The organism is Nonomuraea longicatena (genome assembly GCF_039525605.1).
GTDB classification, from domain to species: Bacteria; Actinomycetota; Actinomycetes; order Streptosporangiales; family Streptosporangiaceae; genus Nonomuraea; species Nonomuraea longicatena.
This window is the reverse complement of the sequence record NZ_BAAAHQ010000058.1, coordinates 1-23,849: the sequence shown is the minus strand read 5'-3', so window position 1 is coordinate 23,849 and position 23,849 is coordinate 1. Positions and strand designations below refer to the sequence as shown.

The following is a 23,849-nucleotide window of genomic DNA, read 5'->3' as shown; positions in this document are numbered from 1 at the left end:
GCGCTGGGGCGGCGGGGGCCTGGTCGCCAAGACCACCGGCCGGGTCTTCCTCACCGTCGCGGGCGTCGACTTCGTCTGCTCGGCCAGCACGATCCGCAGCGCCAACCGCGACGTCGTGGTCACGGCCGGCCACTGCGTCAAGGACGGCGCGGGCGAGTGGGCGGCCAACTGGACCTTCGTGCCCGGCTACCGGGCGGGGGGCGGGCGACCGTACGGCACCTACACCGCGCGGCGGATGTTCGTGGCCGCCCCGTGGTCGCGCAGCGGCGACGACAGCTACGACGTGGGCATGGTCGCGCTCAACACCTCGTCGGGGCGGCACGTCGCCGACGTGGTCGGCACCCAGGAGATCGCCTTCAACCCGGGGCGCGGCGGCCACGTCTACGGTTTCGGCTACCCCGCCGACCCGCCGTACGACGGCGAGCAGCTCGTCTACTGCGCGGGACGGCTGCGCGACGACCCTTACGGCCAGACCCGCGACCAGGGCCTGGCGTGCGGCATGACGGCCGGTTCCAGCGGCGGGCCGTGGCTGTCGCGCTTCGACCCGGCCACCGGCAAGGGCCTCATCACGTCGGTGAGCAGCTTCAAGTACAGCGACGACCGGCGCACGATGTACGGCCCCTATCTCGGCGACTCGGCGAAGGCCCTGTTCACGACGGCGGAACGTGCGTGACGTACCCGGCCGGGGGCGCGTGCGCCCCCGGCGCCGCTACAGCGACAGGCCGGTCAGGACCATGACCTTCTCGTAGGTGTAGTCCTCCATGGCCGAGCGCAGGCCCTCGCGGCCGACGCCCGAGTCCTTGACGCCGCCGTACGGCATCTGGTCGGCCCGGTACGACGGGACGTCGCCGATGATGACGCCGCCCACCTCCAGTTCCCGGTTGGCCCGGAAGGCGACGTCCAGCGAGCGGGTGAACACCCCGGCCTGCAGCCCGTACTTCGAGTCGTTGACCAGCGCGAACGCCTCGTCGATCGACGCGACCGGCTGGAGCACCATGACGGGGCCGAAGACCTCCTCGCGGGCGACCTTGGCGTCGGAGGGGACCTCGGCCAGCACCGTCGGCGCGACCGTCGCGCCGTCGCGGGTGCCACCCGCCAGCACGCGGGCCCCCGCCGCCACGGCCTCGCCGACCCACTGCTCGACGCGCTCGGCGGCGGCGACCGACACCAGCGGCCCGACCTGGGTCTTCTCGTCGGAGGGGTCGCCGGTGACCAGTGCGGCGACGGCGGGCAGCAGCCGCTCGACGAACGCGTCGTAGACCGGCCGCTCGACGATCACCCGCTGGACCGCGATGCAGCTCTGCCCGGCCTGGTAGTTGGCGAACAGCGCGACCCGCTGCGCCGCCCAGTCGAGGTCGGCGTCGGNNNGGCGACGGCGGCGGCGTTGCCGCCGAGTTCGAGGGTGACGTGCTTGCGCGGCACCTGGTCGGCGATGGCGTAGCCGACGGGCGCGGAGCCGGTGAAGGAGACGATCGGCAGGCGCGGGTCGTCGACGAGGGCGGCGGCCCGCTCGTTCTCGATCGGCAGCACGGAGAACATGCCTTCGGGCAGATCGGTCTCCGCCAGGAGGTCGCCGAGCAACAGCGACGACAGCGGGGTGGCGGGGGCGGGCTTGACGATCACCGGCGCGCCGACGGCGATGGCCGGCGCGACCTTGTGGGCGACCAGGTTCAGCGGGAAGTTGAACGGCGTGATCGCCAGCACCGGCCCCTTGGGCACGCGGGAGACATAGGCGAGCCGGCCGGTGGCGGCGGTCTCGGTGTCGAGCCGCTGCACGTCGCCGGACCAGCGGCGGGTCTCCTCCGCGGCGAAGCGGAAGGTGGCGACGGCGCGGGCGACCTCGCCGCGCGCCCACATGATCGGCTTGCCGTTCTCGGCCGTGATGAGCTGGGCGATCTCCTCGGCACGCTCGGCCAGGCGGCGCGAGACGTGGGCGAGGGCCTCGGCGCGCACGTGCACGGGCAGCGCGGCGGCCTGCCCCGCCACGGCGGCAGCGGCGGCCAGGGCCTCGTCCACCTGGGCCGCGGTCGGCACGGAGTATCGTCCGACCTCGCGACCGTCGTGGGGGTTGGTCACGGTGAGCTCGGTGTCGCCGGTCGCGGGGCGGCCTGCGAGCCAGAAGGTGCGCACGTCCATACCCCTGACGTTATGCCACAGGGCGGTGTGGTGATTTGTACCGGGGTGGCCAACTCCGGCGGCGGGGCCCACCGTTACGTACAACCGGGGGTAAGCTCGGCTCTCGTGAAACGTCGTCTGTCCGTCCTCGCCGTGGCCGCCGTCACCGTGGTCTCGGTCTCCGGCGCGACACACGCGACCCCGACGCCCGCCCCCACACCGACCGCGACCCCGACGCCGCCGCGCAGCGACGGCACGCTGACCATCCTCACCTACCGGGGCTACGCCGAGTACGGCGGCATCAACCGCAAGGTCAACTGGACGGGCTCGTTCGAGAAGCAGACGGGCTGCCGCATCGCCCGCCTCGACCAGGTGCAGACGGCCGACGAGATGCGGGCCCGGCTCACCGAGCGTGCCTACGACCTCGTTTCCGCCGGGCCGGGCCTGGCGGGCGAGCTGATCGCCGCCGAGAAGGTGCAGCCGCTGGTGCTCGACAAGGTCGAGGGCTACGACAAGCTCGGCAAGCGGCTGCGCGAGCTGACCACGCAGGACGGCAAGGCGTACGGCGTGCCCTACCTGTGGGGCTCGCACGAGTTCGTCTACGACGGCTCGAAGGTGGGTTCGCCGTCGGTCAAGGACGTGTTCGCCTCGGCTCGTGCCTCGCTCAAGGACGATCCGCTCACGATCGCCGACGCGGCGCTGGCGACGGGGGCCAAGGGTGATCCGTACACGTTGGGTGAGGCGCAGTTGGACTCGGCGCTCGATCTGCTGAAGGAGCAGACCGCGCGGTCCTACTGGAAGGCGCCGCTCGACCTGCTCAAGGGGTTCGCCACGGGCTCCTACGACTACGCGCAGGTCACGCCCTACCTTCGGCGGCAGTTGCAGGCGGCGGGCCAGCCGGTCGAGGCGATCGAGACAAGCCGCACCACCGGCTGGGCCGATTCGTGGATGCTGGGCGCGGGGGTCGCGAACAGCGAGTGCGCCTACCGGTGGTTGTCGTGGACGGCCGACCCCGAGGTGCAGCGCGACGCGGCGGCGTGGGTCGGGCTGGCCCCGGCGCATCCGCAGGCGTGCAAGGGCGCGGCGCGGCGGGTGTGCGACGCCTACGGCGCCACCGACACGAAGGCCCTCGACCGGATCGAGTACGCGGTGCGCTCACCGAGCGACTACCGGATCTGGGCGGACAAGTGGCGGTCGATCGTCGGCTGAACCCCCCGTATCCGAGCCCCTGCCAGGGGCTTTTCTTCTGCCCAGCGATTGACTGAATAGCCAGTCAGTGTATCGTCGCCGCATGAGAATCCTTCTTGTCGGCGCCGGAGGCGTCGGATCCGCCGTCGTCCCCATCGCCGCCCGCCGAGATTTCTTCGAACACATCGTGGTCGCCGACTCCAGACAGAGCCGGGCCGCGCAGGCGGTCGCCCAGGTCGACGACCCCCGCTTCAGCGCCATCCGCCTCGACGCCGCCGACCGGGCGCAGGTGGTCGAGGCGCTGCGCGCCCACCGGTGCGACGTGCTGTTCAACGCCGTCGATCCGCGCTTCACCATGCCGCTGTTCGAGGCCGCCCTGGAGGCCGGGGCGCACTACCTCGACATGGCGATGTCGCTGTCGAAGCCGCACCCGCGCGAGCCGTACCGCAAACCGGGCGTGAAGCTCGGCGACGAGCAGTTCGAGCTCGACGGACGGTGGCGCGGCGAGGGCCGGCTGGCCCTGGTCGGGATGGGGGTGGAGCCGGGCCTGGCCGACGTGTTCGCGAGGTACGCCGCCGACCACCTGTTCGACACCATCGACGAGATCGGCATCAGGGACGGCGCCGACCTGGTCGTGGACGGCTACGACTTCGCGCCGACGTTCTCGATCTGGACCACGATCGAGGAGTGCCTGAACCCGCCCGTCGTCTGGGAGGACGGCGAGTGGCGCACGACCGAGCCCTTCAGCGACCCGGAGGTCTTCGACTTCCCCGAGGGCATCGGCCCGGTCGAGTGCGTCAACGTCGAGCACGAGGAGGTCCTGCTCGTGCCCCGCTGGATCGAGGCGCGGCGGGTGACCTTCAAGTACGGCCTCGGCGAGGAGTTCATCGGCATCCTGAAGACCCTGCGCAAGCTGGGCCTCGACAGCGCCGACAAGGTGCGGGTGGGCTCGGCCGAGGTCGCGCCGCGCGACCTGCTGGCGGCCCGGCTGCCCGACCCGGCGACGCTCGGGGCGCGCATGCGCGGCAAGACCTGCGCGGGCACCTGGGTCAAGGGCACCGGCAAGGACGGCGCCCCTCGCGAGGTGTACCTGTACCACGTGGTGGACAACGCCTGGTCGATGCGCGAGTACGGATCACAGGCCGTCGTCTGGCAGACCGCCATCCACCCGGTGGTCGCCCTGGAGCTGCTGGCCTCCGGCACGTGGAAGGGCGAGGGCGTGCTCGGCCCCGAGGCGTTCGACGCGGTGCCCTTCCTCGACCTGCTGAACGACTACGGCTCGCCGTGGGGGATCAGGCAGGCCGCCTAGCGGCCCCTGAAGGAGACGACGGTCGCACGCGGCGCCGGTGTCAGCGAATCGGCGCAGTCGTTGCACGCCAGCACGTGTGTGTCGTCGGGGAAGCGGCCGACGCGCACCCGGGGCCGAGGCCATCTCTTGTGGCAGATCACGCAGGCGTCACCGTCGCGCTGTGCCCAGCTCAGGCCGTCAGGGTCGAACGTCAGCATCGAGCCCCAGTCCATCACTGTCCCCCAGGCGATAGCCCACCCGCATACCGGAACCGTTATAACCCCGACTTCGGGCTTGATCGGCCGGTTGCGCGTCAAGTCAAGGTGAAATCACGGCTGGGCGGCGTGCCGTAAACCAACAAAACAGGCCAACCACCCGCAAGCTGGCTGGCCTGTTTGTCATGGTTTTCTAGGAGAACGCCTTCTCCAGGATGCTCAGGCCCTCCTCCAGCAGGTGCTCGGGCATGACCAGCGGCGGCAGGAAGCGCAGCACGTTGCCGTAGGTACCCGCGGTCAGCACCAGCAGCCCCTCGGCGTGGCAGCGCTTGACGACCTCCTGGAGGACGGCCGGGTTCGGCGTCTTGGTGCCGGGCTCGACCAGCTCGATCGCGATCATCGCGCCGCGCCCGCGCACCTCGCCGATGACCGGGAAGCGCTCCTGCATAGCCCGCAGCCTGGGCAGCATGATCTCGCCGATCCGGCGGGCCCTGGCGACCAGGTCCTCCTGCTCGATGGTCTCCAGGACGGCCAGCGCCGCCTCGCAGGCCAGCGGGTTGCCGCCGTAGGTGCCGCCGAGGCCGCCCGGGTGCACGGCGTCCATGAGCTCGGCCCGGCCGGTGACGGCCGCCAGCGGCAGCCCGCCCGCGATGCCCTTGGCCGTGCAGATGATGTCGGGCACCACCCCCTCGTCCTCGCAGGCGAACAGGTCGCCGGTGCGGGCGAAGCCGGTCTGTACCTCGTCGGCGACGAAGACGATGCCGTTGGCCCGGCAGTACTCCGCGAGTTTCGGCAGGAAGCCCTTGGCGGGCTCGATGAACCCGCCCTCGCCCGCGATCGGCTCGATGACCACCGCGGCCACGTTCTGCGCCCCGATCTGCTTGTCGATCATCTCGACGGCCTGGGCGAACGCCTCCTCCGCCGGGTTCGCGCCGGGCCAGCGGTACGGGTAGGCCAGCGGCGCCCGGTAGACCTCCGGCGCGAACGGCCCGAAGCCCTGCTTGTAGGGCATGTTCTTGGCCGTCAGCGCCATCGTCAGCAGGGTGCGGCCGTGGTAGCCGTGGTCGAAGACCACGACGGCCTGCCTGCCGGTGGCGTACCTGGCGACCTTGACGGCGTTCTCCACGGCCTCGGCGCCGGAGTTGACGAGGAAGGTGCGCTTGTCGTGGTCGCCGGGGGTGAGCGCGTTGAGCTTCTCGCAGACGCTCACGTACGACTCGTACGGCGTGACCATGAAACACGTGTGGGTGAAGTCGGCGACCTGCTTGGTGACCCGCTCGACCACGCGCGGCGCGGCGTTGCCGACGTTGGTCACGGCGATGCCGGACCCGAAGTCGATCAGCGAGTTCCCGTCGGCGTCCTCGACGACGCCGCCGCCCGCCCGGGTGACGAAGACGGGCAGCGTGGTACCGATGCCGGAGGGCACGGCGCGCTGCTTGCGGGCCAGCAGCTCCAGCGACCGGGGGCCGGGGACGGCGGTGACGAGACGACGCTCCTGCGGAATGCTCATAAGCCGAAGGTACGGCCGCCACCCCCTCGGCAAGATAGGTCGATATGTCACACTGGAGGGGCTACAACCTGCCGGAATGGACAAGATGCCGCCTTCACTGCGGACCGTCGTGCGACGGATGGGGCTCAAGGCACTGGCCGGGTCACTGGACTCGCCGGTCCGCTGGGTGGCGGTCAGCGAACTGGCCGACCCGACCCCCTATTTGGAGGGTTCTGAGCTGCTGCTGACGACCGGCATGCGGCTGGAGGACGACCACGCCGGATATGTCGCCCGGCTCGTCGCGCGCGGCGTCGCCGGGCTCGGTTTCGCCGTCGGGCTCAGCCACGACGCCGTGCCGCCCGCGCTCGTCGCCGAGGCGGCGGCCGCCGGGCTGCCTCTGCTGGAGGTGCCGCGCGAGGTCCCGTTCATCGCCATCACCAAGACCGTCAGCGAGCTGCTCGCGGCCGAGCAGTACGAGGAGATCACCGGCGCGTTCGCCGCCCAGGGCCGCCTCACGCGGGCCGCGCTGCGGCCCGAGGGCACCCATGCGGTCATCGACCGGCTGGCCAAGGAGGTGGACGGCTGGGCCGTCCTGCTGGACGAGTCCGGCCAGGTGCGCCACGCGACGGCGGGCGCCCGGGTCCAGGCGGTGACCGGTGAGCTGGCCCGGCTGCGCGGCGACGCCCGCTCCCCCGCGAGCCTCGCGCTGTCCGGTCCCGACAGTCACATGATCGTGCAGCCGCTCGGCGGCGGCACCCGGCCGCGCGGCTTCTTCGCCGTCGGCGCCCGCCGCCCCTTCTCACCGGTCGCCCACACGGTGGTCAACGCCGCCGGGTCGCTGCTCACGCTCGCCCTCGAACAGGGCGGCGCCCAGCGGGAGGCCGAGCGGCGGGTGCGCTCGGCCGTCCTCGCGCTGCTGCTGGCGGGCGCGGGTGAGCGGGCACGGTCCGCGCTCGAACCGCTCGGCGTCCGGCTGCCCGAGGAGCCGGTGGTCGTGCTCGCCGCCCGGCCGGACGTCCTGGAGGCGCTGGAGCCGAGGGTCTTCACGGCCGAACCCGCCGGCCTTGAGATCGGCGCCGTACCCGGATACGCGGTCGCGCTGGTCGCCGAGGAGACGCTGCGGGAGGCGCTCGCGCTGCTCGACGGTCCGTCCGGGGTGAGCGGGCCGGTGGCGTACGAGGGGCTGGGCGGCGGCCTCGACCAGGCGCGGCGGGCGCTGCAGGCGGCCGGCGACGGCCCCACCCGGTTCACCGACCTGGCCGGGCAGGGGCTGCTCGCGCTGGTGGAGCCCTCGGCCGCCCGCGCGTTCGCGACGGCGCTGCTGGCCCCCCTCACCGCGTACGGCTCGCGGGCCGACCTCGTCGAGTCGCTGCGCGCCTACCTGGCGTGCAACGGGCACTGGGACGCGGCGGCGCAGCGGCTCGGCGTGCACCGGCACACGCTGAGGTACCGGATGCGGCGGGTCACGGAGCTGCTGGGCCGTGACCTGGACGATCCGGGCGTGCGCGCGGAGCTGTGGCTGGCGCTGGAGGCTAGTCGTTGACGCGGTAGCAGCAGATCGTGGCCGTGGTCACGGCCTCGTAGGTGCTGCCGTCGCGCAGGTGCCCGGCGCGTTCCAAACCGATCGCGCCCTGGGCGGCCGCCCACACCGCGTCCGCGATCTTGCGGGGCTGCGTCGGGATGAGGAAGCCCTGAGCGATGCAGTCGGCGATGACCCGGTCGAGGACGTTGAGCGCGGCCCTGGCGAGGGTGCGCGCCCGCTCGCTCGGCTCGAAGCCGGGGATCGCACGCTCGAACATCAGCGAGTAGTAGCCGGGTTCGGCCAGGCACGCCTCGCGATAGGCGACGCCGAGCGCGGTGAGGTGGTCGAGGGGGTCGCCCCTGCTGGAGACCGACTCCATGTGCCTGCGGAAGCGTTCGAAGCCTTCGAGGTACAGGGCCTCGGCCATGCCCTCGCGGTTGCCGAACATGGTGTAGACGACGGTGGTCGTGCACCCAGCCTCGCTGGCGATGCGCCGCATGTTCAGGCTCTCCGGCCCGTCGCTCTGCAGCAGCCGTACGGCCACGTCGAGCAGTCTCGCGCGCAGTTCGTCCTGTCCGGCCCGTTCGCCCAGCAGGTAGGCGCCCTGAAGCCCGAGCGGCGCCGAGGACGTCATGGGCCTGTGCCTTTCTACTCGGGGGCTCGCCGCTCTGGTAAACCCGCACCCGTTGACTTAGCCAGGGCGACGAACCTTCAAACCGCCCGACAGGGTAAACATCCCGAATTAGTACTACTTCCGTTACATGGCGGCAAAGCAAGCGCGCACCCGTGCTGTTCAGACGTACCCGGGAAACTCCCGCAGAAGACGCTCTAGTTTGTCGCGGGCATCCTCACCCCGGGGCAGGTGAACGATCACCCGGAGGTCAGGCCGGTTCGCGGGGTTCATGACGTGGTGGTCGAAGCTCAGCTCGCCGACGTACGGGTGCACCACGTCCTTGGTGCCGATCGTCGCGGCGCGCACGTCGTGCCGGTCCCACAGCCGGGCGAACTCGGGGCTCCGGGCGTACAGGCGGCGCTGGATCACCCCGAACCCGTCGTCGTCCGGGTAGGTCGCCGCGAGGGCGCGGAAGGTCGCCACGAGCTCCGGCGCCAGCGTGGCCCGGTTGGCGAAGAACGACTGGAAGCGGGGATCGGTGAAGAACAGCTCCAGGCAGTTGCCGCCGGTGCGCGGCACCCCGAACACCGCCTGCGCGGCGGCGTTGGACAGCACGTAGTTCCAACGCAGGTCGAGGACGTAGGCGGGGTACGGCGCCCATGAGCCGAGCAGCCGCTCCAGCTCGGCGAGCTGCGCCGGGTCGTCGCCCTCCGAGGGCGGGGACGCGGGCGGGTTGAGTCCGGCCAGCCGGTAGAAGTAGGCGCGCTCGGCGGGGTCGAGCCGCAGCACCCGGCTGATCGACTCGATGACCGAGTCGGAGACCTTGATGTCGCGTCCCTGTTCGAGCCAGGTGTACCAGGAGACCCCGATACCCGCGAGCACCGCGACCTCCTCGCGGCGCAGTCCGGGCGTACGGCGGGCCCGGTCGCCGGGCAGCCCGACCTCCTCGGGCATCACCCTGGCCCGGCGCGAGCGGAGGAAGTCGCGCAGTCCCTCCCGGCGTGGCGTCTGGGTGGTGGTCATAACACCACCATAGGTTCGCTCTCCCCATACCCGGACGTCCGCCCACATGATTCTCGGCATGACGACGAACAACGCACGTTTTGACGGCAAGGTCGCCCTGGTCACCGGGGGCGCGAGCGGCATGGGCCTGGCGACGGCCCGGCGTTTCCTCGACGAGGGCGCCCAGGTGGTGATCGCCGGACGCTCGGAGGAGCGGCTGCGCGAGGCCGCCGAGGCGCTCGACGCGGGCGACCGGGTGCTGACTGTTTCCACCGATGTCACGAAATCTGCCGACCTGGAGCGGCTGGCTGCCGCGGCCCGCTCCCACTTCGGCCACCTCGACGTGGTCTTCGCCAACGCCGGTGCGGCCACGTTCAAGCACGTGGAGGAGTTCACCGAGGCGGACTACGACCACGTGATGAACGCCAACCTCAAGGGCGTGTACTTCACCGTCCAGCGGTTGCTGCCGCTGCTGCGGGAGGGCGGATCGATCGTGATCAACGCCTCGTGGACCCAGTACAGGGGCTTCGGCGGCGGATCGGTGTACGCGGCGACGAAGGCCGCCGTGGCCAGCCTGACCCGGTCGCTGGCGGCCGACCTCGCCGACCGGGGCATCCGGGTCAACGCGGTCAGCCCCGGATACATCGCGACCGACATGTTCCACGCGGCCGTCACGAGCCCCGAGGAGATCGAGGCCGTGCGCGCGCGGGTCCCGCTCCGGCGCATCGGCACCTCGGAGGACGTAGCCACCGTCGTCGCCTTCCTCGCCTCCGCCGACGCGGGCTACGTCAACGGCGTCGACCTGCTCGTGGACGGCGGCCTGGCGAACACCATCGTCCTGTGACGCCGGCCCGTACCAGGACGATCAGCCTGGTCGCGATCATCGCGACGCTGGTCGTCCTGCCGACGTCCGTCACGGGCTCGGGAGTCGCGCTGCCGCATCTCGGCCGCGACACGGGCGCCTCCCTGGCCGCGCTGCAGTGGGTGGTGCACGGCTACAACCTCACCTTCGCCAGTTTCATGCTCGCCTGCGGCGCGCTGGCCGACCGGATCGGCCGCAGGCGGGTGTTCACGGGCGGCGCGGTGCTGTTCACGGCGGCCTCCGCGATCAGCGCCGCGGTGTCGGACATCCTGCTCATCGACCTCGCGCGGGCGGCCGCCGGGGCGGGCGCGGCGGCGCTGCTGACCAGTGGCAGCGCCATCCTGGCCACGACCTTCGAGGGCGCGGCCAGGACCCGGGTGTTCGCCGCCGTCGGCATCGCCACCGGCGGCGGGCTGGCCATGGGCGCGATGGCCGCGGGAGTGCTCGCCGACACGCTCGGCTGGCGTTCGTTCTTCTGGGTGCACGCGGTGCTGATGGCGCTGGTGCTGCTCGCGGTGCCGTTCATGCGCGAGTCCAGGGGCGAGAGCGCGGCGAAGGTGGACTGGTACGGCACCGCCACCTTCGTCGGCGCCCTGTTCCTGCTCATGCTCGGCACCGCCGAGGGCCCGAGGTGGGGCTGGTCCAGCCCGGAAGTGCTCGGCCTGCTGGCCGGCGCGGCGGTGCTGCTGGCCGTCTTCGTCGCCGTCGAACGGCGTCAGCGGCATCCGACTGGTCGGCCTGCTCGGCGGCCGCCTGGCGGCCGGGTTCCCCGGATACGGGGGCAGCCCGGCCGACCTGGCCGACGCCGCCGGCGCGGGCGACCTCGACGGCCCGCTCGCGACGCTCCCGGAGGTGCTGCGGCCCGAGTTCACCGCCCACGTCGCCGGGCACCTCACCGGGGCCTGGCAGGCGGTGCTGTGGACGAGCGCCGCGATCTGCGCCGTGCTGTCGATCGCCGTCCACGTCATGCTGGGCCGCAGGGAGGCTACCGGTTCGTCGGGAAGCCCAGGTTCACTCCCCCGTGCGAAGGGTCGAGCCAGCGCGAGGTGACGACCTTGCCGCGCGTGTAGAAGTGCACGCCCTCCATGCCGTGCACGTGGGTGTCGCCGAACAGCGACGCCTTCCAGCCGCCGAAGCTGTAGAAGGCCATCGGCACCGGGATCGGCACGTTGATGCCGACCATCCCGACCTCGACCTCGTTCTGGAAGCGCCGCGCCGCCCCGCCGTCGTTGGTGAAGATCGCGGTGCCGTTGCCGTACTCAAGGCCGTTGATGATCTCCAGCCCCTCCTCGTACGAGCCCACGCGCACGACCGACAGCACCGGGCCGAAGATCTCCTCGGTGTGCACCCGCGACCCGGCGGGCACGTGGTCGAGCACGGTGGGGCCCAGCCAGAACCCGGGCGTGTCCTCGGCGGTGCCGCCGCCGAGGACCTGGGTGCGGCGGCCGTCGACGACGAGGGCGGCCCCCTCGGAGACGCCGAGGTCCAGGTAGGAGGCGACCTTGTCGCGGTGCTCGCGGGTGACGAGCGGGCCCATCTCGGAGGCGGGGTCGGCGCCGGGGCCGACGACCAGCTTGTCCACCCGCTCGACGACCTTCTTGACGAGTTCGTCGCCGACCGGGTCCACGGCGAGCACGACCGAGATGGCCATGCACCGCTCGCCGGCCGAGCCGAAGCCCGCGGAGACGGCGGCGTCCGCGACCAGGTCGAGGTCGGCGTCCGGCAGCACGAGCATGTGGTTCTTGGCGCCGCCGAGCGCCTGCACCCGCTTGCCGTGGGCGGTGCCGGTCTCGTAGACGTACCGGGCGATGGGGGTGGAGCCGACGAAGGAGACCGCGCGCACGTCCGGGTGGGTGAGCAGGCGATCGACGGCGACCTTGTCGCCCTGGACGACGTTGAAGACGCCGTCGGGCAGCCCGGCCTCCTGCCAGAGCCGGGCCATGAGCAGCGACGCCGACGGGTCCTTCTCCGACGGCTTGAGCACGAAGGCGTTGCCGCACGCGATGGCGATCGGGAACATCCACATCGGCACCATGGCCGGGAAGTTGAACGGCGTGATGCCCGCGACCACTCCGACCGGCTGCCTGATCGAGTAGGAGTCGACCCGGGTGGAGACGCCCTCGGAGAAGCCGCCCTTCATCAGGTGCGGGATGCCACAGGCGAACTCGACGACCTCCAGGCCCCGCGCGACCTCGCCGAGCGCGTCCGAGTGGACCTTGCCGTGCTCGCCGGAGATGAGCGCGGCCAGTTCGTCGCGGTGGGCCTCCATGAGTTCACGGAAGCGGAACAGCACCCGCGCGCGCTTGACGAGCGAGGCGTCCCGCCAGGCGGGGAAGGCGGCGACGGCAGCGGCCACCGCCGCGTCCACGTCGGTCTCGGAGGCCAGCCGTACGGTGCCGCTGACCTGCCCGGTCGAGGGGTCGAACAGTTGCCCGGCGCGGTCGTCGCCGTCGAAGGGGCGGCCGCCGATCCAGTGGTTAACGGACTTCATCGGTGATGGTCTCCAGTGCGTCGACGATGATGCCGAGGCCCTCGGCGGCCTCGTCGAGCGTCAGGGTAAGGGGCGGGGCCATGCGGATGGCGGTGCCGTACAGGCCGCCCTTGCCCGCGAGCAGGCCCGCCTGCTTGGTCAGCTCCATGAACCGGCTCGCCTGCGCGGGCTCGGCCAGTTCGATCGCGAACATCAGGCCCCGGCCCCTAACCTCGCGCACGATCGGCAGGCGGGCGGCGGCCGCGCGCAGCCCGTCGATGATGAAGCCGCCGGTCCGGTGCGCGTTGGCCTGCAGGTCGTGGTCGAGCACGTAGTCGAGGGTGGCGTTGGCGGCGGCCATGGAGATCGGGTTGCCACCGAAGGTGGACAGCCCGACCGCGGGCAGCGCGTCCATGAGGTCGCCGCGCGCGACGACGCCGCCGACGGCGAAGCCGTTGCCGAGGCCCTTGGCGAAGGTCATCATGTCGGGCGTCACGCCGTGGTTCTGGATGCCGAAGAACGCGCTGCCGGTGCGGCCCCACCCGGTCTGCACCTCGTCGGAGATGAGCAGGATGCCCTGTTCGTCGAGCACTTCCTTGTAGGCGGCGAACAGCCCGTCGGGAGCGGCGGTGAAGCCGCCGACGCCCTGGATCGGCTCGGCGATCAGCGCGGCCACGTCGGAGGTGACGGCGGTGGCGAGCACGTGGCGCAGGTCCTCGACGCAGGCGCCGATGTAATCGGCGTCCGACAGGCCCTTGAACTGGCTCAGGTGGCGGTCGGTGCCATGCAGGAAGTGCACGTTGAGCGGCGACAGCGAACTGTTCTTCCAGGCGCGGTTGCTCGTCACGGCGACGGCGCCGAAGCTGCGGCCGTGGTAGCTCTGGCGCATGGCGAGGATCTGGTCGCCACCCCGGGCGTAGGTGGCCAGCAGCAGCGCGGTCTCGTTGGCCTCGGTGCCGGAGTTGGTGAAGAAGACCTTGGCGTCGGGGATGCCGGACAGGCGCGCGATCTTCTCGGCCAGTTCGATCTGGCCGCGCAGCAGGTAGACGGTGCTCGTGTGCACGACGCCCGTGGCGAGTTGCCGTTCGACGGCCTCGCGGACCTCCGGCACGTCGTACCCGATCATGTTGGTCAGGATGCCGACGAAGAAGTCCAGGTAGCTGTTGCCGTCGCTGTCGACGACGCGGCTGCCCTTACCGCTGACGATCTCGATGGGCTCGGGGTAGTTGAGCGCCAGCCAGTTGGGCATGACCGCCCGGTGACGCGCGAGAAGCTCCGACATGGCTTCGAGTATCGCCGTATCCACCAGCCGCAGTCTGTCGGCGCTCCCGGCTTTCCCTTTACAGTCCGTAATGCCTCCCCTAAGGGTGATCCCGTGCGCCTGGCGAAGTAGGACCGGCCCGGCCCCTACGGCTGGAGCCGCAGTGCGAGTGCCGCCCGCCGGACGACGACCGCGAGGGCGCCGGTGAACCACGATCGGATCGTCACCGAGACAGAGGAGATCCGAGATGACCGTCACCATCGAGCGCCCTGCCGTCCACCCGGGCCCGCCCAAGCTCGGCCCCGACGAACTCCTGCGCGCCCAGTGGGAGACGCTCGCGACCCCGCGCATGAGCTACAGCCTGCTCGCGCGGATGATGTTCAAGCCCGTGGACCTGCTGTACGGCAAGCAGGGCAGCTTCACCAAGTTCGCCATGCTGGAGATCATCGCCCGGGTGCCGTACCAGGCGTGGGAGCGGATGGGCTACTGGGCGGTCCACCGCCACCGCACCCGGTCGGCGCTGGCCAGGCGGGTCTTCGAGCGGATCGTGGAGGCCCGCGCGGACCAGGACAACGAGCAGTTCCACCTGCTCATCGTGGAGGACCTGATCGACCGGCAGGGTCTGTCGCGCGACTGGCTGCTGCACCGGGCGGCGCCCTGGCTGATCGCCTTCTTCTACTACCACGTCTCGTGGGTGCTGTTCCTGGTTAGGCCCGACTGGAGCTACCGGCTCAACGCCGAGTTCGAGGACCACGCCGAGCACGAGTACATGAGCTTCGTGGCGCAGAACCCGGACCTGGAGCATGTCCCGGACCCCGGCACCTACGCGGCGGAGTACGGCCGCTACCGCAGCGTGGCCGACCTGCTCAGGCAGATCGGCCACGACGAGAGGGTGCACAAGCTGGACAGCCTGGAGAGCATGCGCGAGCCGCGCGTGCGGGCTAACCGGTGACCGTCGCCTCGACGGGCGGGGTCTTGCCCGGCGCCGACTTCAGCACCGTCGCCGCGAGCACCGCGGCGAGCACGCAGAAGACCGCGCCGATCCAGGCGCCGACGTGCAGGGCCTCGGTGAACGCCGCGCGAGCGGACTCGGCCCAGCCGGGCACCGCCAGCGCCTCGCCGATGGAGGAGCGGGCGGCGGGGGGAGCCTCGCCCGGCATCGAGGAGGTGTACACACCCGCCAGGACGCTGCCGAGCACCGCGATGCTGAAGGCGATGCCCACCTGCTGCACGGTGTCGTTCATGGCCGAGCCGACACCGGCGTGCTGGACGGGGATGGCCCCCATGAGGGTCGCGTACGCCGAGGGCGCCGCGAGCCCGCCGCCGACCCCCATGACGAGCAGGCCGGTGAGCATGGGACCGTACCCGGTGGTGGTGGCGAGCACCACGAAGCCCCCGGCCATGACCAGCATCCCGGCGCAGATGAGCGTCTTGTTGCTGACCCGCTGCCCGAGCCCGGCGCCGATGCCGTTGAAGGCCGCGGCGGCGACGACGTACGGCAGCAGCGCGAACCCGGCCTGCATGGCCCCGTAGCCCAGCACGAACTGCAGGTACTGGGTGAGCATGAGAATGAGCGCGCCGGTCCCGAAGGACAGGAGCAGGATCGAGAACGAGGCGCCGCTGAAACTCCGGTCGCGGAACAGTTCCAGGGGCATCATCGGGTTGGGGGTGCGGCGCTCCCACACGACGAAGGCGCCGATGGCCACCACCGCGAGGGCGATGAGGGGCAGGTTCCACTCCCGTTCGATGATGACGTAGACGGCCGAGGTGAGGCCGACGACCGACAGCACCACGCCGACCGGGTCGAAGGGGCGGGCGGGCGCCTTGGACTCGGGCATGATGACGAGCGCGGCGACGATGGCGAGCACGGCGACCGGCACGTTGATGAGGAAGACCAGCGACCAGTGGTTGGTCTCCAGCAGCATGCCGCCGACGGTCGGCCCCGCGACCACGCCGAGCATCGAGACCGCGCCCCAGGCGGCCATGGCCTTGCGCCGTTCGTCGGCCTCGAAGACCGTGATGAGGATCGACAGGGTCGAGGGCATGAGCACACAGCCGCCGACGCCCATGAGGGCGCGCATCACGATGAGGTGCCAGGGTTCTGTCGCGAGGGGGGCCAGCGCCGAGGCGCCGCCGAACAGGGCGAGGCCGATGATGAGCATCTTCCTGCGCCCGAAGCGGTCGGACAGGCTGCCTGCGGTGAGCAGGAGCCCGGCGAAGACCAGCGTGTATACCTCGATGATCCACTGAATGTCGGAGGGTGTCGCCCCCAGCTCCCGGACCAGGGTGGGGATGGCCAGGTTGAGGACGGTGGCGTCGATGCCCAGGACCAATGTGGCCAGACAGAGCACGACCAGGGTCCACCAACGCCGAGGGTCTCGTACGGTGTTCGATGTCACTCGCACAATGTACGACAAGTCTCGCACAGTGTGCGAGAGGAATTATCCTGGACTTGTGACGAGCAAGCCGTTCACCTCCGTGTGGACCCGGGAACCCCGACAGTCCAAGGCCCAGCCGGGCCTCAGCCGCGAGCAGATCGTGCGCACCGCCCTCGAACTCCTCGACGCGGAGGGCGCCCACGGGCTCAGCATGCGCAAACTCGGCGCCAAGCTGGGCGCGGGCGCCACCAGCGTCTACTGGCACGTCGTCAACAAGGACGAACTGATGGAACTCGCCTTCGACGAGGTCTGGGGCGAGATGACCCTGCCGGATCCGGCGACGACCGGCTGGCGCGACATGGCCGCCGCCTTCGCCCACGACATGCGCGCCGTCATCCTCAGGCACCCGTGGACCGCCGGGCTCATCGGCCGGATGCCCGCACTCGGCCCCCGGGCCATCTCCGTCACCATGCGGCTGCGCGACGCGCTTGAGCGCGACGGCTTCTCCGGCCACGACGTCGACAACGCCAGCTCCACGCTGACCAGCTTCGTCTTCGGGTTCACCATCCCCGAGGTCGCCTGGCAGAGCCTGATGGAGGAGAAGCGCTACGACCAGGAGAGCATGCGGGCGGTGGTCGCCTCCGCCGTCGCCGCCTACCCCGGCCTGCGCGAACGTATCGAGGCGCAGAAGACGGACAGTGCGGAGGAGCGGCGCGAGGAGGCCTTCGCCTACGGACTCGCCGCCGTGCTCGACGGCCTTGAGGCCCGACCCCGCGCGTAGCAGGATCCAACCCATGAACGACTTCCGCGCCGCCCGCGACCTCCTCCTCGACGCCGATCGCGACCACGCCCGCCGCGAGTTCCGCTGGCCCTCGGCCGAGCACTTCAACTGGGCGCTCGACTGGTTCGACGGCGTCCTGGCCGCCGAGACCCCGTCTGCGGTCGCGCTGAAGATCGTGGGCGGGGCCTCCTACACCTTCGCCGAACTGTCAGAACGCTCCAGCCGCCTGGCCTCCTGGCTGCGCGAGAACGGCGTACGGCGCGGCGACCGCGTCCTGCTGATGCTGGGCAACCAGGCCGAACTGTGGGAGTGCACCCTCGCCGCGATAAAACTCGGCGCGGTGATCATCCCCGCGACCACACTGCTGACCGCCAAGGACGTCGCGGACCGGGTCGCCCGCGCGGACGTCCGCCACGTCATCGCCGCCCCCGCCGACACCGCCAAGTTCGACGACGGCCCCTACACCCGCATCTGCGCGGGCGAGGCTCCCGGCTGGCTCACCCTCGGCCACGGCGCGCCCGGCTTCACCCCCGACGGCCCCACGCGCGGCGACGACCTCATGCTGCTCTACTTCACCTCCGGCACGACCTCCCAGCCCAAACTGGTCGCCCACACCCACGCCTCCTACCCGGCCGGCCACCTGTCCACCATGTTCTGGATCGGCGTCCGGCCCGGCGACGTGCACCTCAACATCTCCTCCCCCGGCTGGGCCAAGCACGCCTGGAGCAACGTCTTCGCCCCGTGGAACGCGGGCGCGACCGTACTCGTCCACGACTACCGGCGCTTCTCCGCCACCGCGCTGCTGGAGGTGCTGGTCGCCGAGGGCGTCACCACGTTCTGCGCGCCGCCCACCGTCTGGCGCATGCTCATCCAGGAGGACCTGTCGGCCTGGACGGTGCCGCTGCGCACCGCCGTCGCCGCCGGAGAACCCCTCAACCCGGAGATCATCGACCAGATCGAGCGGGCCTGGGGCATCACTGTCCGCGACGGCTACGGCCAGACCGAGACCACCGCCCAGATCGGCAACGCCCCCGGCGACCCGGTCCGGCCCGGCTCGATGGGCCGGCCGCTGCCCGGCTACGACATCCGGCTGGTCGACCCCGCGACCGGCGTCGAGGGCGACGACGGGGAGATCTGCCTGCCGCTCGACGAGCACCGGCCCCTCGGCCTCATGGCCGGGTACGTCGGAGCCGACAGCGGCCTCGACGGCGCCTACTACCGCACCGGCGACGTCGCCACCCGGGACGCCGACGGCTACATCACCTACGTCGGACGCACCGACGACGTCTTCAAGGCCTCCGACTACCGCATCTCACCCTTCGAGCTGGAGAGCGTGCTGCTGGAGCACGACGCCGTGGCGGAGGCGGCGGTGGTGCCCGCACCGGACCCCGTACGGCTGGCGGTGCCCAAGGCGTACGTGGCGCTCGCACCCGGGTTCGCGCCGGACGAGGAGACCGCCCGCTCGATCTTCGCCCACTGCCGCCGCGAACTCGCCCCGTACAAGCGGATCAGAAGACTGGAGTTCGCCGAGCTGCCGAAGACGATCTCCGGCAAGATCCGGCGGGTGGAACTCCGGACACAGGAGGCGAACATCGAGTTCCGCGAAGATAACATGATGTAAGTGACCGAGTGACCATAATTACAGGCTGATCGGATAGGCTCGCCCCGTGCTACCCACCATCGCCGACGTCCTGGCCCTGGAGACCGTACGCCGGGGCAACCCGCGCGTGGTCGCGGGCGCGGACCGGCTCGACACCAAGGTGCGGTGGGTGCACGTCGGCGAGATCGCCGACATCGCGCATCTGCTGCGCGGCGGCGAACTGGTCCTCACCACCGGCGTCGCCCTCCCAGAGGACCCGGAGAAGCTCGCCGAGTACATCGCCGACCTCGCCCAGGTCGGCGCCTCCGGGCTCGTCGTCGAACTCGGCCGCCGCTTCGTGCGCGAACTCCCCCGCCCCGTCGTCGACGCGGCGGAGGAGCACGGCCTGCCCCTCGTCGTCCTCACCCGCGAGACGCCGTTCGTGCAGATCACCGAATCCGTGCACGCCCGCATCATCGACATCCAGCTCGAAGAGCTGCGCGCCTCCGAGCAACTGCACGAGGTCTTCACCGAACTGTCCGTCGAAGGCGCCTCGCCCGCCGACGTGCTCGCCCAGGTCGCCCGGCTGGCGGGCCGCCCCGTCCTGCTGGAGAACCTCGCCCACCAGGTGCTCGCCTGCGAGTCCGCAGGACGCGACATCGGCGCCCTGCTCGCCGGATGGGAGACCCGCTCCCGCGCCGTCGCGCCCCCCGAGCGCACCGCCTATGACGCCGCCTCCGGCTGGCTCGTCACCACCGTCGGCGCCCGAGGCCAGGACTGGGGCCGACTCATCCTGCTCTGCGACGCCCAGCCCGGCCCGCGCGACCTGGTCCTGGCCGAACGGGCCGCCACCACGCTCGCGCTCGGCCGCCTGCTCGAACGCCACCAGGAATCCCTCGAACGCCAGGCGCACGGCACCATCATCACCGGCATCCTCACCCACGCATACGCCGACCCCGACGAGGCCGCCGCCCGCGCCCGCGCCGTCGGCGTCCCCCTCACCGGGCGCAAGCTCATCAGCGTGGTCATCCGCCCCACCGAACCCGTCGAACAGGCCCTCGACGGCCAGGCCCAGCTCGGCGAACTCGCCGAAGCCACCGCCGGCGCCTGCCGCGATGCCCGGCTGCCCGCCCTCATCGGCGCGCTCGACCAGGAAAGCGTGGGCATCCTGCTGCCCCTGCCCGCCCGCACCGGGCCGGAGGCCGCGCTGACCACCCTGTCCGAGCGGCTGCGCGTGCTGTGGCGGCGCGGCGGCGCGTTCGTGCTCGCCGCGGGCTCCGTGGTCGAGTCCGTCCGCGACGTACGGCGCAGCTTCCTCGAAGCCGAGCAGGTCGCCGACGTCGCCGTCCGCAGGCCCGACGGCCGCGCCTACTACCGCCTGCCCGACCTGCGCCTGCGCGGCCTGCTCCACCTGCTGCGCGACGACGCCCGCCTGCAGACCTTCGCCGAACGGGAGCTCGGCCCCCTGCTCGCCCACGACGCCCAGCGCGGCGGCGACCTGACCCGCATCCTGCGCATCTACCTCGACGCCGGACGCAACAAGGCGGTGGCCGCGCAGAAGGCACACCTGTCGCGCCCCGCCTTCTACGACCGGCTGCGCCGCCTGGAACGCATCCTCGAAACAGACCTGGACGATGTCGAGTCCTGCCTGTCACTGCACGTGGCGTTGCTGGCGCTGGAGTCGTTCCGGCGCGAGAATCGCTGAGATACGAAAGCCCCAAGGACCATCATGCCTGACATCCTCGTGCCAGAACCCGCCGCGCTCGGCCGCATGCTCGCCACCGGCGGCGCGTTCGCCGTCCCCGTCCACGAGGTTCGCCTGACACCGGCGGAACTCGACCCCGCCCAGATCGTCGCCGGAGACCCCGTCACCTCCGCCCTGGACCTCGGCAACGGCCGAGGCATCTGGGAGATCACCCCGGGCGTGGTGACCGACGTGGAGACCGACGAACTGTTCGTGGTCCTGTCCGGCCGGGCGACCATCGCCGTCGAAGGCGGCACCACGATCGAGGTAGGACCGGGAGACGTCGCCCTGCTGGCGGAAGGCGCCAAGACGACCTGGATCGTGCACGAAACCCTCCGCAAGGTGTACCAGTCCCGCTGAGCGGGCTACGGTCGGTCATGCCGCTCTTTCCCAACCCCGTGGAGGCCGCGGCCTTCCGGCTGTCCGTCGTCCCCCCGATGCTGGCCGACTACTTCGGGGTCCTCGGATTCCACTCCCTGCTCGCCGGCGCCCGCCTCGGCGTCTTCGACTCCCTCGCCGCCCGCCCGGCCACGGCCGCCGACCTGTCGGACAATCTCGGCCTCGACCACCACGCCACCGCCGTCCTTCTGCGCGCCCTCACGGGGCTCGGCTACCTGCGCGAACGCCGCAACCGCTACCGCCTCACCCGGTGCGCCCGCACCTGGCTCGTCCGAGGCGAACCCGCCTGCCTCGTCGAAGGGCTGGAGTTCTGGACGCGGGCCGCCGCCGCCTACTGGACCACCCTGGAGCAGGCCGTGCGGGACGGTGGCCCCGCCGTACCGCTCTACACCGCCACCGAGCACGACCCCGAACTGTCGCGCTCCTTCCAGTCCTGGACGGCCGCGCTCGCCAGGCGGCAGGCACCCGCGACCGCCGCCGCCGTACCCGTGCCGCGCGGCGCCACCCGGCTGCTCGACGTCGGCGGCGGCCACGCCCTCTACAGCCTCGCCCTGCTCGACCGCCACCCCCGCCTGCACGCCACCGTGCTCGACCTGCCACAGGCCCTCGCATCGGCCGCACCGCACCCGCGCGTGACCCCACTGCCCGGCTCGTTCCTCGACGCCCCCCTCGGCACCGGGTACGACGTAGTACTGCTCGTCAACGTCCTGCACGGACTGGACGACGACCAGGCGGGCGAGCTGCTCGCGCGGGTCGCCGCCGCGCTCAACCCCGGCGGCGTCGCCGTGATCGGCGACCAGTTCCGCGGCGGGCCCACCCCGGGCAGGGCCAGCCGGACGCTCCTCAGCCTGCTCGACCTCAACTACCTGGCCGCGCTCGGCGGGCGGGTGCGCACGTTCGCGGAGGTTCGCGCACTTCTGGTGAACGCCGGATTCAATCGTCCGCGCCACCGCCGCCCGCTGCGCTCACCGGCCGCCGAACTCGCCATCGCCACCCTTCCCACCGCCCGGTAAGCAAACGCCCGCACTCTGTGGAAAATGGATGTCAATCTCGTAACCACGGGCGTGTTCCCCCACCTCGCCCACAATGATCTCGCCAGGATAGTCCGGATTATTGATCGGCATCCTGGAGAAACCATTCATGACTCGACGCACCCTCGTCGTCGGACTCGCCCTGGCCACCGCGCTACCGGTCACCGCCGTACCGGCCGCAGCCCGTGAATCGGCGGCGGTGACCTTCCCCTCCGCGAAGTTCCCGCTCGGCACACCGGCCGCGCCCGCCAAGACACACAAGGCCATCGGGCAAGGCATCGACCTGTACCAGCTGACGGCGGGCCGGTCGACCGACGGCTACTCCGTCACCGTCCTCATGCCGAGCGGCCGCGACTACGGCAGGCAGGAGACCGCAGACGCCAAGGCCGCCGAGGTCGAGGGCGCCGGACTGACGCCCAGCGTGCAGAAGTTCGTCCGCCCCGGCGTCGCCGACGCACCCTCGCAAGAGGTCTTCATGGTCCGGGTCGGCATGTGGTCGCTCGACGACAAGAAGAAGGCCGAGGAGACCGTCAAGCAGCTCAAGGACGCGGGCATCAAGGCCCGGGTCGACTACCTCGGCGACGACGGCGGCAACACCACCGGCCCGTGGTCCATGAACGTCCTCATGGTCGATGCCAGGCGTTTCCGGGGCTCCTACCGGGCCAGCGTCGGCGCCAGCGTCGCCGCTCGCGAGACCACCTCAGCCATGGCCAAGGGCGTCGGCGCCATCGCGGGCGTCAACGGCGGTTTCTTCAACATCCACACCAGCAAGGCGCTGCGCGGCGATCCGCTCGGGGCCTCCGTCGTCGCGGGCAAGCTGCTCAGCGAGCCCGTCGCCGGCCGTTCCGCCATCGTGATCAAGGGCCGCAAGGCCGCCATCACCGAACTGAAGGCGGAGATCACCGCCACCGGCCAGAACGGCTCCCGCCAGGAGATCGCCGGCGTCAACCGGCCGACCGCAGCCGACGAGCTCGTCCTCTACACCGAGGAGTTCGGCGCCAAGACCCCGGCCGACGAAGGCGCGGACGTCGTCCTCGACGCCACCGGCAAGGTCGTCGCCCTCCGCGCCCCGGGCGCGAACATCCCCAAGGGCCACACGGTCCTGCACGGCGTGGGCGGCGCCGCCGACTGGCTGCGTGAGAACGTCCTCGACGGCGAGACCGTCAAGGTCGCCACCAAGCTGACCGACCTGCGCACCGACAAGAACATCGCCCTCACCCCCGACCTGAACGTGGTCGCCGGCGGCGTCGGCCTGCTGCGCAACCGCCGCGTCAACGTCACCGCCAAGCGCGACGGGCACGACTCGGTCAACATGATCCTGCGGCGCCACCCACGTACGATGGCGGGCGTCACCCGCAACGGCGGCCTCATCCTCGCCACCGTCGACGGACGCAACCCGGGCGTCTCCGTGGGCGCGAACATGATCGAGGCCGCGCGGCTCATGAAGTGGCTGGGCGCCGTCAACGCCATCAACCTGGACGGCGGCGGCTCCACGGCCATGGTGGTCGGCAACAAGGTCGTCAACCGCCCGTCCGACGGTGCCGAGCGCCCGGTAGGCGACGCCCTGCTGGTACTTCCGAGGTAGTTCTCTTCGCTTGCTCTTCCTGCTACGGCGGGCGCCTCCCCGGGCCCGCCGTCCCCCACGCGAGCGGCCTCCAGCAACCACCGATCCGCACAGGCGGCCCCAACACACCCCCACCCCAAACCTCAAAGCGCACAAGCCCCCAACAACGAACACCCCCAACCAGCAACCCCACCCACAGCCACCACACCCGCACCCGCACCCGCACCCGCACCCGCACCCGCACAAAAAAAGGGGCCACCCCAAAAAGGGCAACCCCCAAAAAACACAGGAAAACACGAACGAGGCCACCCCCACAAGGAAGTGACCCCGCCCGACCAAACAAGAATT

The 23,849-nt window shown here is 71.3% G+C and carries 20 protein-coding genes and 1 pseudogene; 13 read left to right on the top strand and 8 right to left on the bottom strand.

The window, feature by feature from the left end; translation table 11 throughout:
- The coding region (locus tag ABD120_RS37970; RefSeq protein WP_343955217.1) for a trypsin-like serine peptidase at nucleotides 1-673 on the top strand (673 nt) is incomplete at its 5' end.
- Nucleotides 674-709: 36 nt separating this feature from the next.
- On the opposite strand, the pseudogene ABD120_RS37965 reads toward ABD120_RS37970, so the two are convergent.
- Nucleotides 710-2,136: pseudogene (locus ABD120_RS37965) on the bottom strand (aldehyde dehydrogenase family protein).
- A 105-nt stretch (nucleotides 2,137-2,241) separates the two neighbouring features.
- Here ABD120_RS37965 and ABD120_RS37960 point away from each other — a divergent pair.
- Both ABD120_RS37960 and ABD120_RS37955 read left to right on the top strand, forming a co-directional pair.
- Complete coding sequence (locus ABD120_RS37960; protein ID WP_343955216.1) at nucleotides 2,242-3,324, top strand: extracellular solute-binding protein; 1,083 nt, start codon at nucleotides 2,242-2,244, stop codon at nucleotides 3,322-3,324.
- 82 nt (nucleotides 3,325-3,406) lie between these two features.
- On the top strand, nucleotides 3,407-4,612 hold the full coding sequence (locus ABD120_RS37955) for a saccharopine dehydrogenase family protein (protein ID WP_343955215.1): 1,206 nt from the start codon (nucleotides 3,407-3,409) through the stop codon (nucleotides 4,610-4,612).
- Here ABD120_RS37955 and ABD120_RS37950 read toward each other — a convergent pair.
- Both ABD120_RS37950 and gabT read right to left on the bottom strand, forming a co-directional pair.
- Nucleotides 4,609-4,824, bottom strand: a complete 216-nt coding sequence (locus tag ABD120_RS37950; protein ID WP_343955214.1) for a hypothetical protein — start codon at nucleotides 4,822-4,824, stop codon at nucleotides 4,609-4,611. The two genes, ABD120_RS37955 and ABD120_RS37950, sit on opposite strands and share 4 nt — an antisense overlap.
- A 175-nt stretch (nucleotides 4,825-4,999) precedes the next feature.
- A complete protein-coding gene (gene gabT / locus ABD120_RS37945) occupies nucleotides 5,000-6,316 on the bottom strand; it encodes a 4-aminobutyrate--2-oxoglutarate transaminase (RefSeq protein WP_343955213.1) in 1,317 nt (438 codons plus the stop codon).
- Between the two features lie 76 nt (nucleotides 6,317-6,392).
- On the opposite strand from gabT, the gene ABD120_RS37940 reads away from it, so the two are divergent.
- Nucleotides 6,393-7,838 (top strand): PucR family transcriptional regulator, encoded by a 1,446-nt coding sequence (locus ABD120_RS37940; RefSeq protein ID WP_343955212.1) that lies wholly within the window; start codon nucleotides 6,393-6,395, stop codon nucleotides 7,836-7,838.
- Here ABD120_RS37940 and ABD120_RS37935 read toward each other — a convergent pair.
- Complete coding sequence (locus ABD120_RS37935) at nucleotides 7,828-8,451, bottom strand: TetR/AcrR family transcriptional regulator (protein ID WP_343955211.1); 624 nt, start codon at nucleotides 8,449-8,451, stop codon at nucleotides 7,828-7,830. The two genes, ABD120_RS37940 and ABD120_RS37935, sit on opposite strands and share 11 nt — an antisense overlap.
- 159 nt (nucleotides 8,452-8,610) lie before the next feature.
- Nucleotides 8,611-9,453 (bottom strand): helix-turn-helix transcriptional regulator, encoded by an 843-nt coding sequence (locus ABD120_RS37930; protein ID WP_343955210.1) that lies wholly within the window; start codon nucleotides 9,451-9,453, stop codon nucleotides 8,611-8,613.
- Nucleotides 9,454-9,511: 58 nt separating this feature from the next.
- Between ABD120_RS37930 and ABD120_RS37925 the strand changes: the two genes are divergently transcribed.
- Both ABD120_RS37925 and ABD120_RS37920 read left to right on the top strand, forming a co-directional pair.
- Nucleotides 9,512-10,276 (top strand): SDR family NAD(P)-dependent oxidoreductase, encoded by a 765-nt coding sequence (locus ABD120_RS37925; protein ID WP_343955209.1) that lies wholly within the window; start codon nucleotides 9,512-9,514, stop codon nucleotides 10,274-10,276.
- Entirely contained in the window at nucleotides 10,273-11,364 is a 1,092-nt protein-coding gene (locus ABD120_RS37920) for an MFS transporter (protein WP_343955208.1), read from the top strand. The genes ABD120_RS37925 and ABD120_RS37920 overlap by 4 nt, the downstream gene beginning before the upstream one ends.
- On the opposite strand, the gene ABD120_RS37915 is transcribed toward ABD120_RS37920, so the two are convergent.
- Both ABD120_RS37915 and ABD120_RS37910 read right to left on the bottom strand, forming a co-directional pair.
- Nucleotides 11,280-12,785 (bottom strand): CoA-acylating methylmalonate-semialdehyde dehydrogenase, encoded by a 1,506-nt coding sequence (locus ABD120_RS37915; RefSeq protein ID WP_343955207.1) that lies wholly within the window; start codon nucleotides 12,783-12,785, stop codon nucleotides 11,280-11,282. The two genes, ABD120_RS37920 and ABD120_RS37915, sit on opposite strands and share 85 nt — an antisense overlap.
- A complete protein-coding gene (locus tag ABD120_RS37910; protein ID WP_343955206.1) occupies nucleotides 12,772-14,046 on the bottom strand; it encodes an aspartate aminotransferase family protein in 1,275 nt (424 codons plus the stop codon). The genes ABD120_RS37915 and ABD120_RS37910 overlap by 14 nt, the downstream gene beginning before the upstream one ends.
- 226 nt (nucleotides 14,047-14,272) lie before the next feature.
- Here ABD120_RS37910 and ABD120_RS37905 point away from each other — a divergent pair, with 226 nt between their 5' ends.
- Nucleotides 14,273-14,977: an alternative oxidase gene (locus tag ABD120_RS37905; RefSeq protein ID WP_343955205.1), complete on the top strand. Its 705-nt coding sequence runs from the start codon at nucleotides 14,273-14,275 to the stop codon at nucleotides 14,975-14,977.
- Here ABD120_RS37905 and ABD120_RS37900 read toward each other — a convergent pair.
- Entirely contained in the window at nucleotides 14,967-16,424 is a 1,458-nt protein-coding gene (locus tag ABD120_RS37900; RefSeq protein WP_343955204.1) for an MFS transporter, read from the bottom strand. The genes ABD120_RS37905 and ABD120_RS37900 overlap by 11 nt on opposite strands.
- Before the next feature lie 55 nt (nucleotides 16,425-16,479).
- Between ABD120_RS37900 and ABD120_RS37895 the strand changes: the two genes are divergently transcribed.
- The 6 genes from ABD120_RS37895 (at nucleotide 16,480) to ABD120_RS37870 (ending at nucleotide 23,522) form a co-directional block, all read left to right on the top strand.
- Nucleotides 16,480-17,184: a TetR/AcrR family transcriptional regulator C-terminal domain-containing protein gene (locus ABD120_RS37895; protein WP_343955203.1), complete on the top strand. Its 705-nt coding sequence runs from the start codon at nucleotides 16,480-16,482 to the stop codon at nucleotides 17,182-17,184.
- 13 nt (nucleotides 17,185-17,197) lie between these two features.
- Complete coding sequence (locus ABD120_RS37890) at nucleotides 17,198-18,805, top strand: AMP-binding protein (protein ID WP_343955202.1); 1,608 nt, start codon at nucleotides 17,198-17,200, stop codon at nucleotides 18,803-18,805.
- A gap of 46 nt (nucleotides 18,806-18,851) precedes the next feature.
- Nucleotides 18,852-20,468: a PucR family transcriptional regulator gene (locus tag ABD120_RS37885; protein ID WP_343955201.1), complete on the top strand. Its 1,617-nt coding sequence runs from the start codon at nucleotides 18,852-18,854 to the stop codon at nucleotides 20,466-20,468.
- A 24-nt stretch (nucleotides 20,469-20,492) separates the two neighbouring features.
- Nucleotides 20,493-20,867, top strand: a complete 375-nt coding sequence (locus ABD120_RS37880) for a cupin domain-containing protein (protein WP_343955200.1) — start codon at nucleotides 20,493-20,495, stop codon at nucleotides 20,865-20,867.
- 17 nt (nucleotides 20,868-20,884) lie between these two features.
- On the top strand, nucleotides 20,885-21,919 hold the full coding sequence (locus ABD120_RS37875) for a methyltransferase (RefSeq protein WP_343955199.1): 1,035 nt from the start codon (nucleotides 20,885-20,887) through the stop codon (nucleotides 21,917-21,919).
- Between the two features lie 127 nt (nucleotides 21,920-22,046).
- Nucleotides 22,047-23,522 (top strand): phosphodiester glycosidase family protein, encoded by a 1,476-nt coding sequence (locus ABD120_RS37870; protein WP_343955198.1) that lies wholly within the window; start codon nucleotides 22,047-22,049, stop codon nucleotides 23,520-23,522.
- Nucleotides 23,523-23,849: the final 327 nt, after the last annotated feature.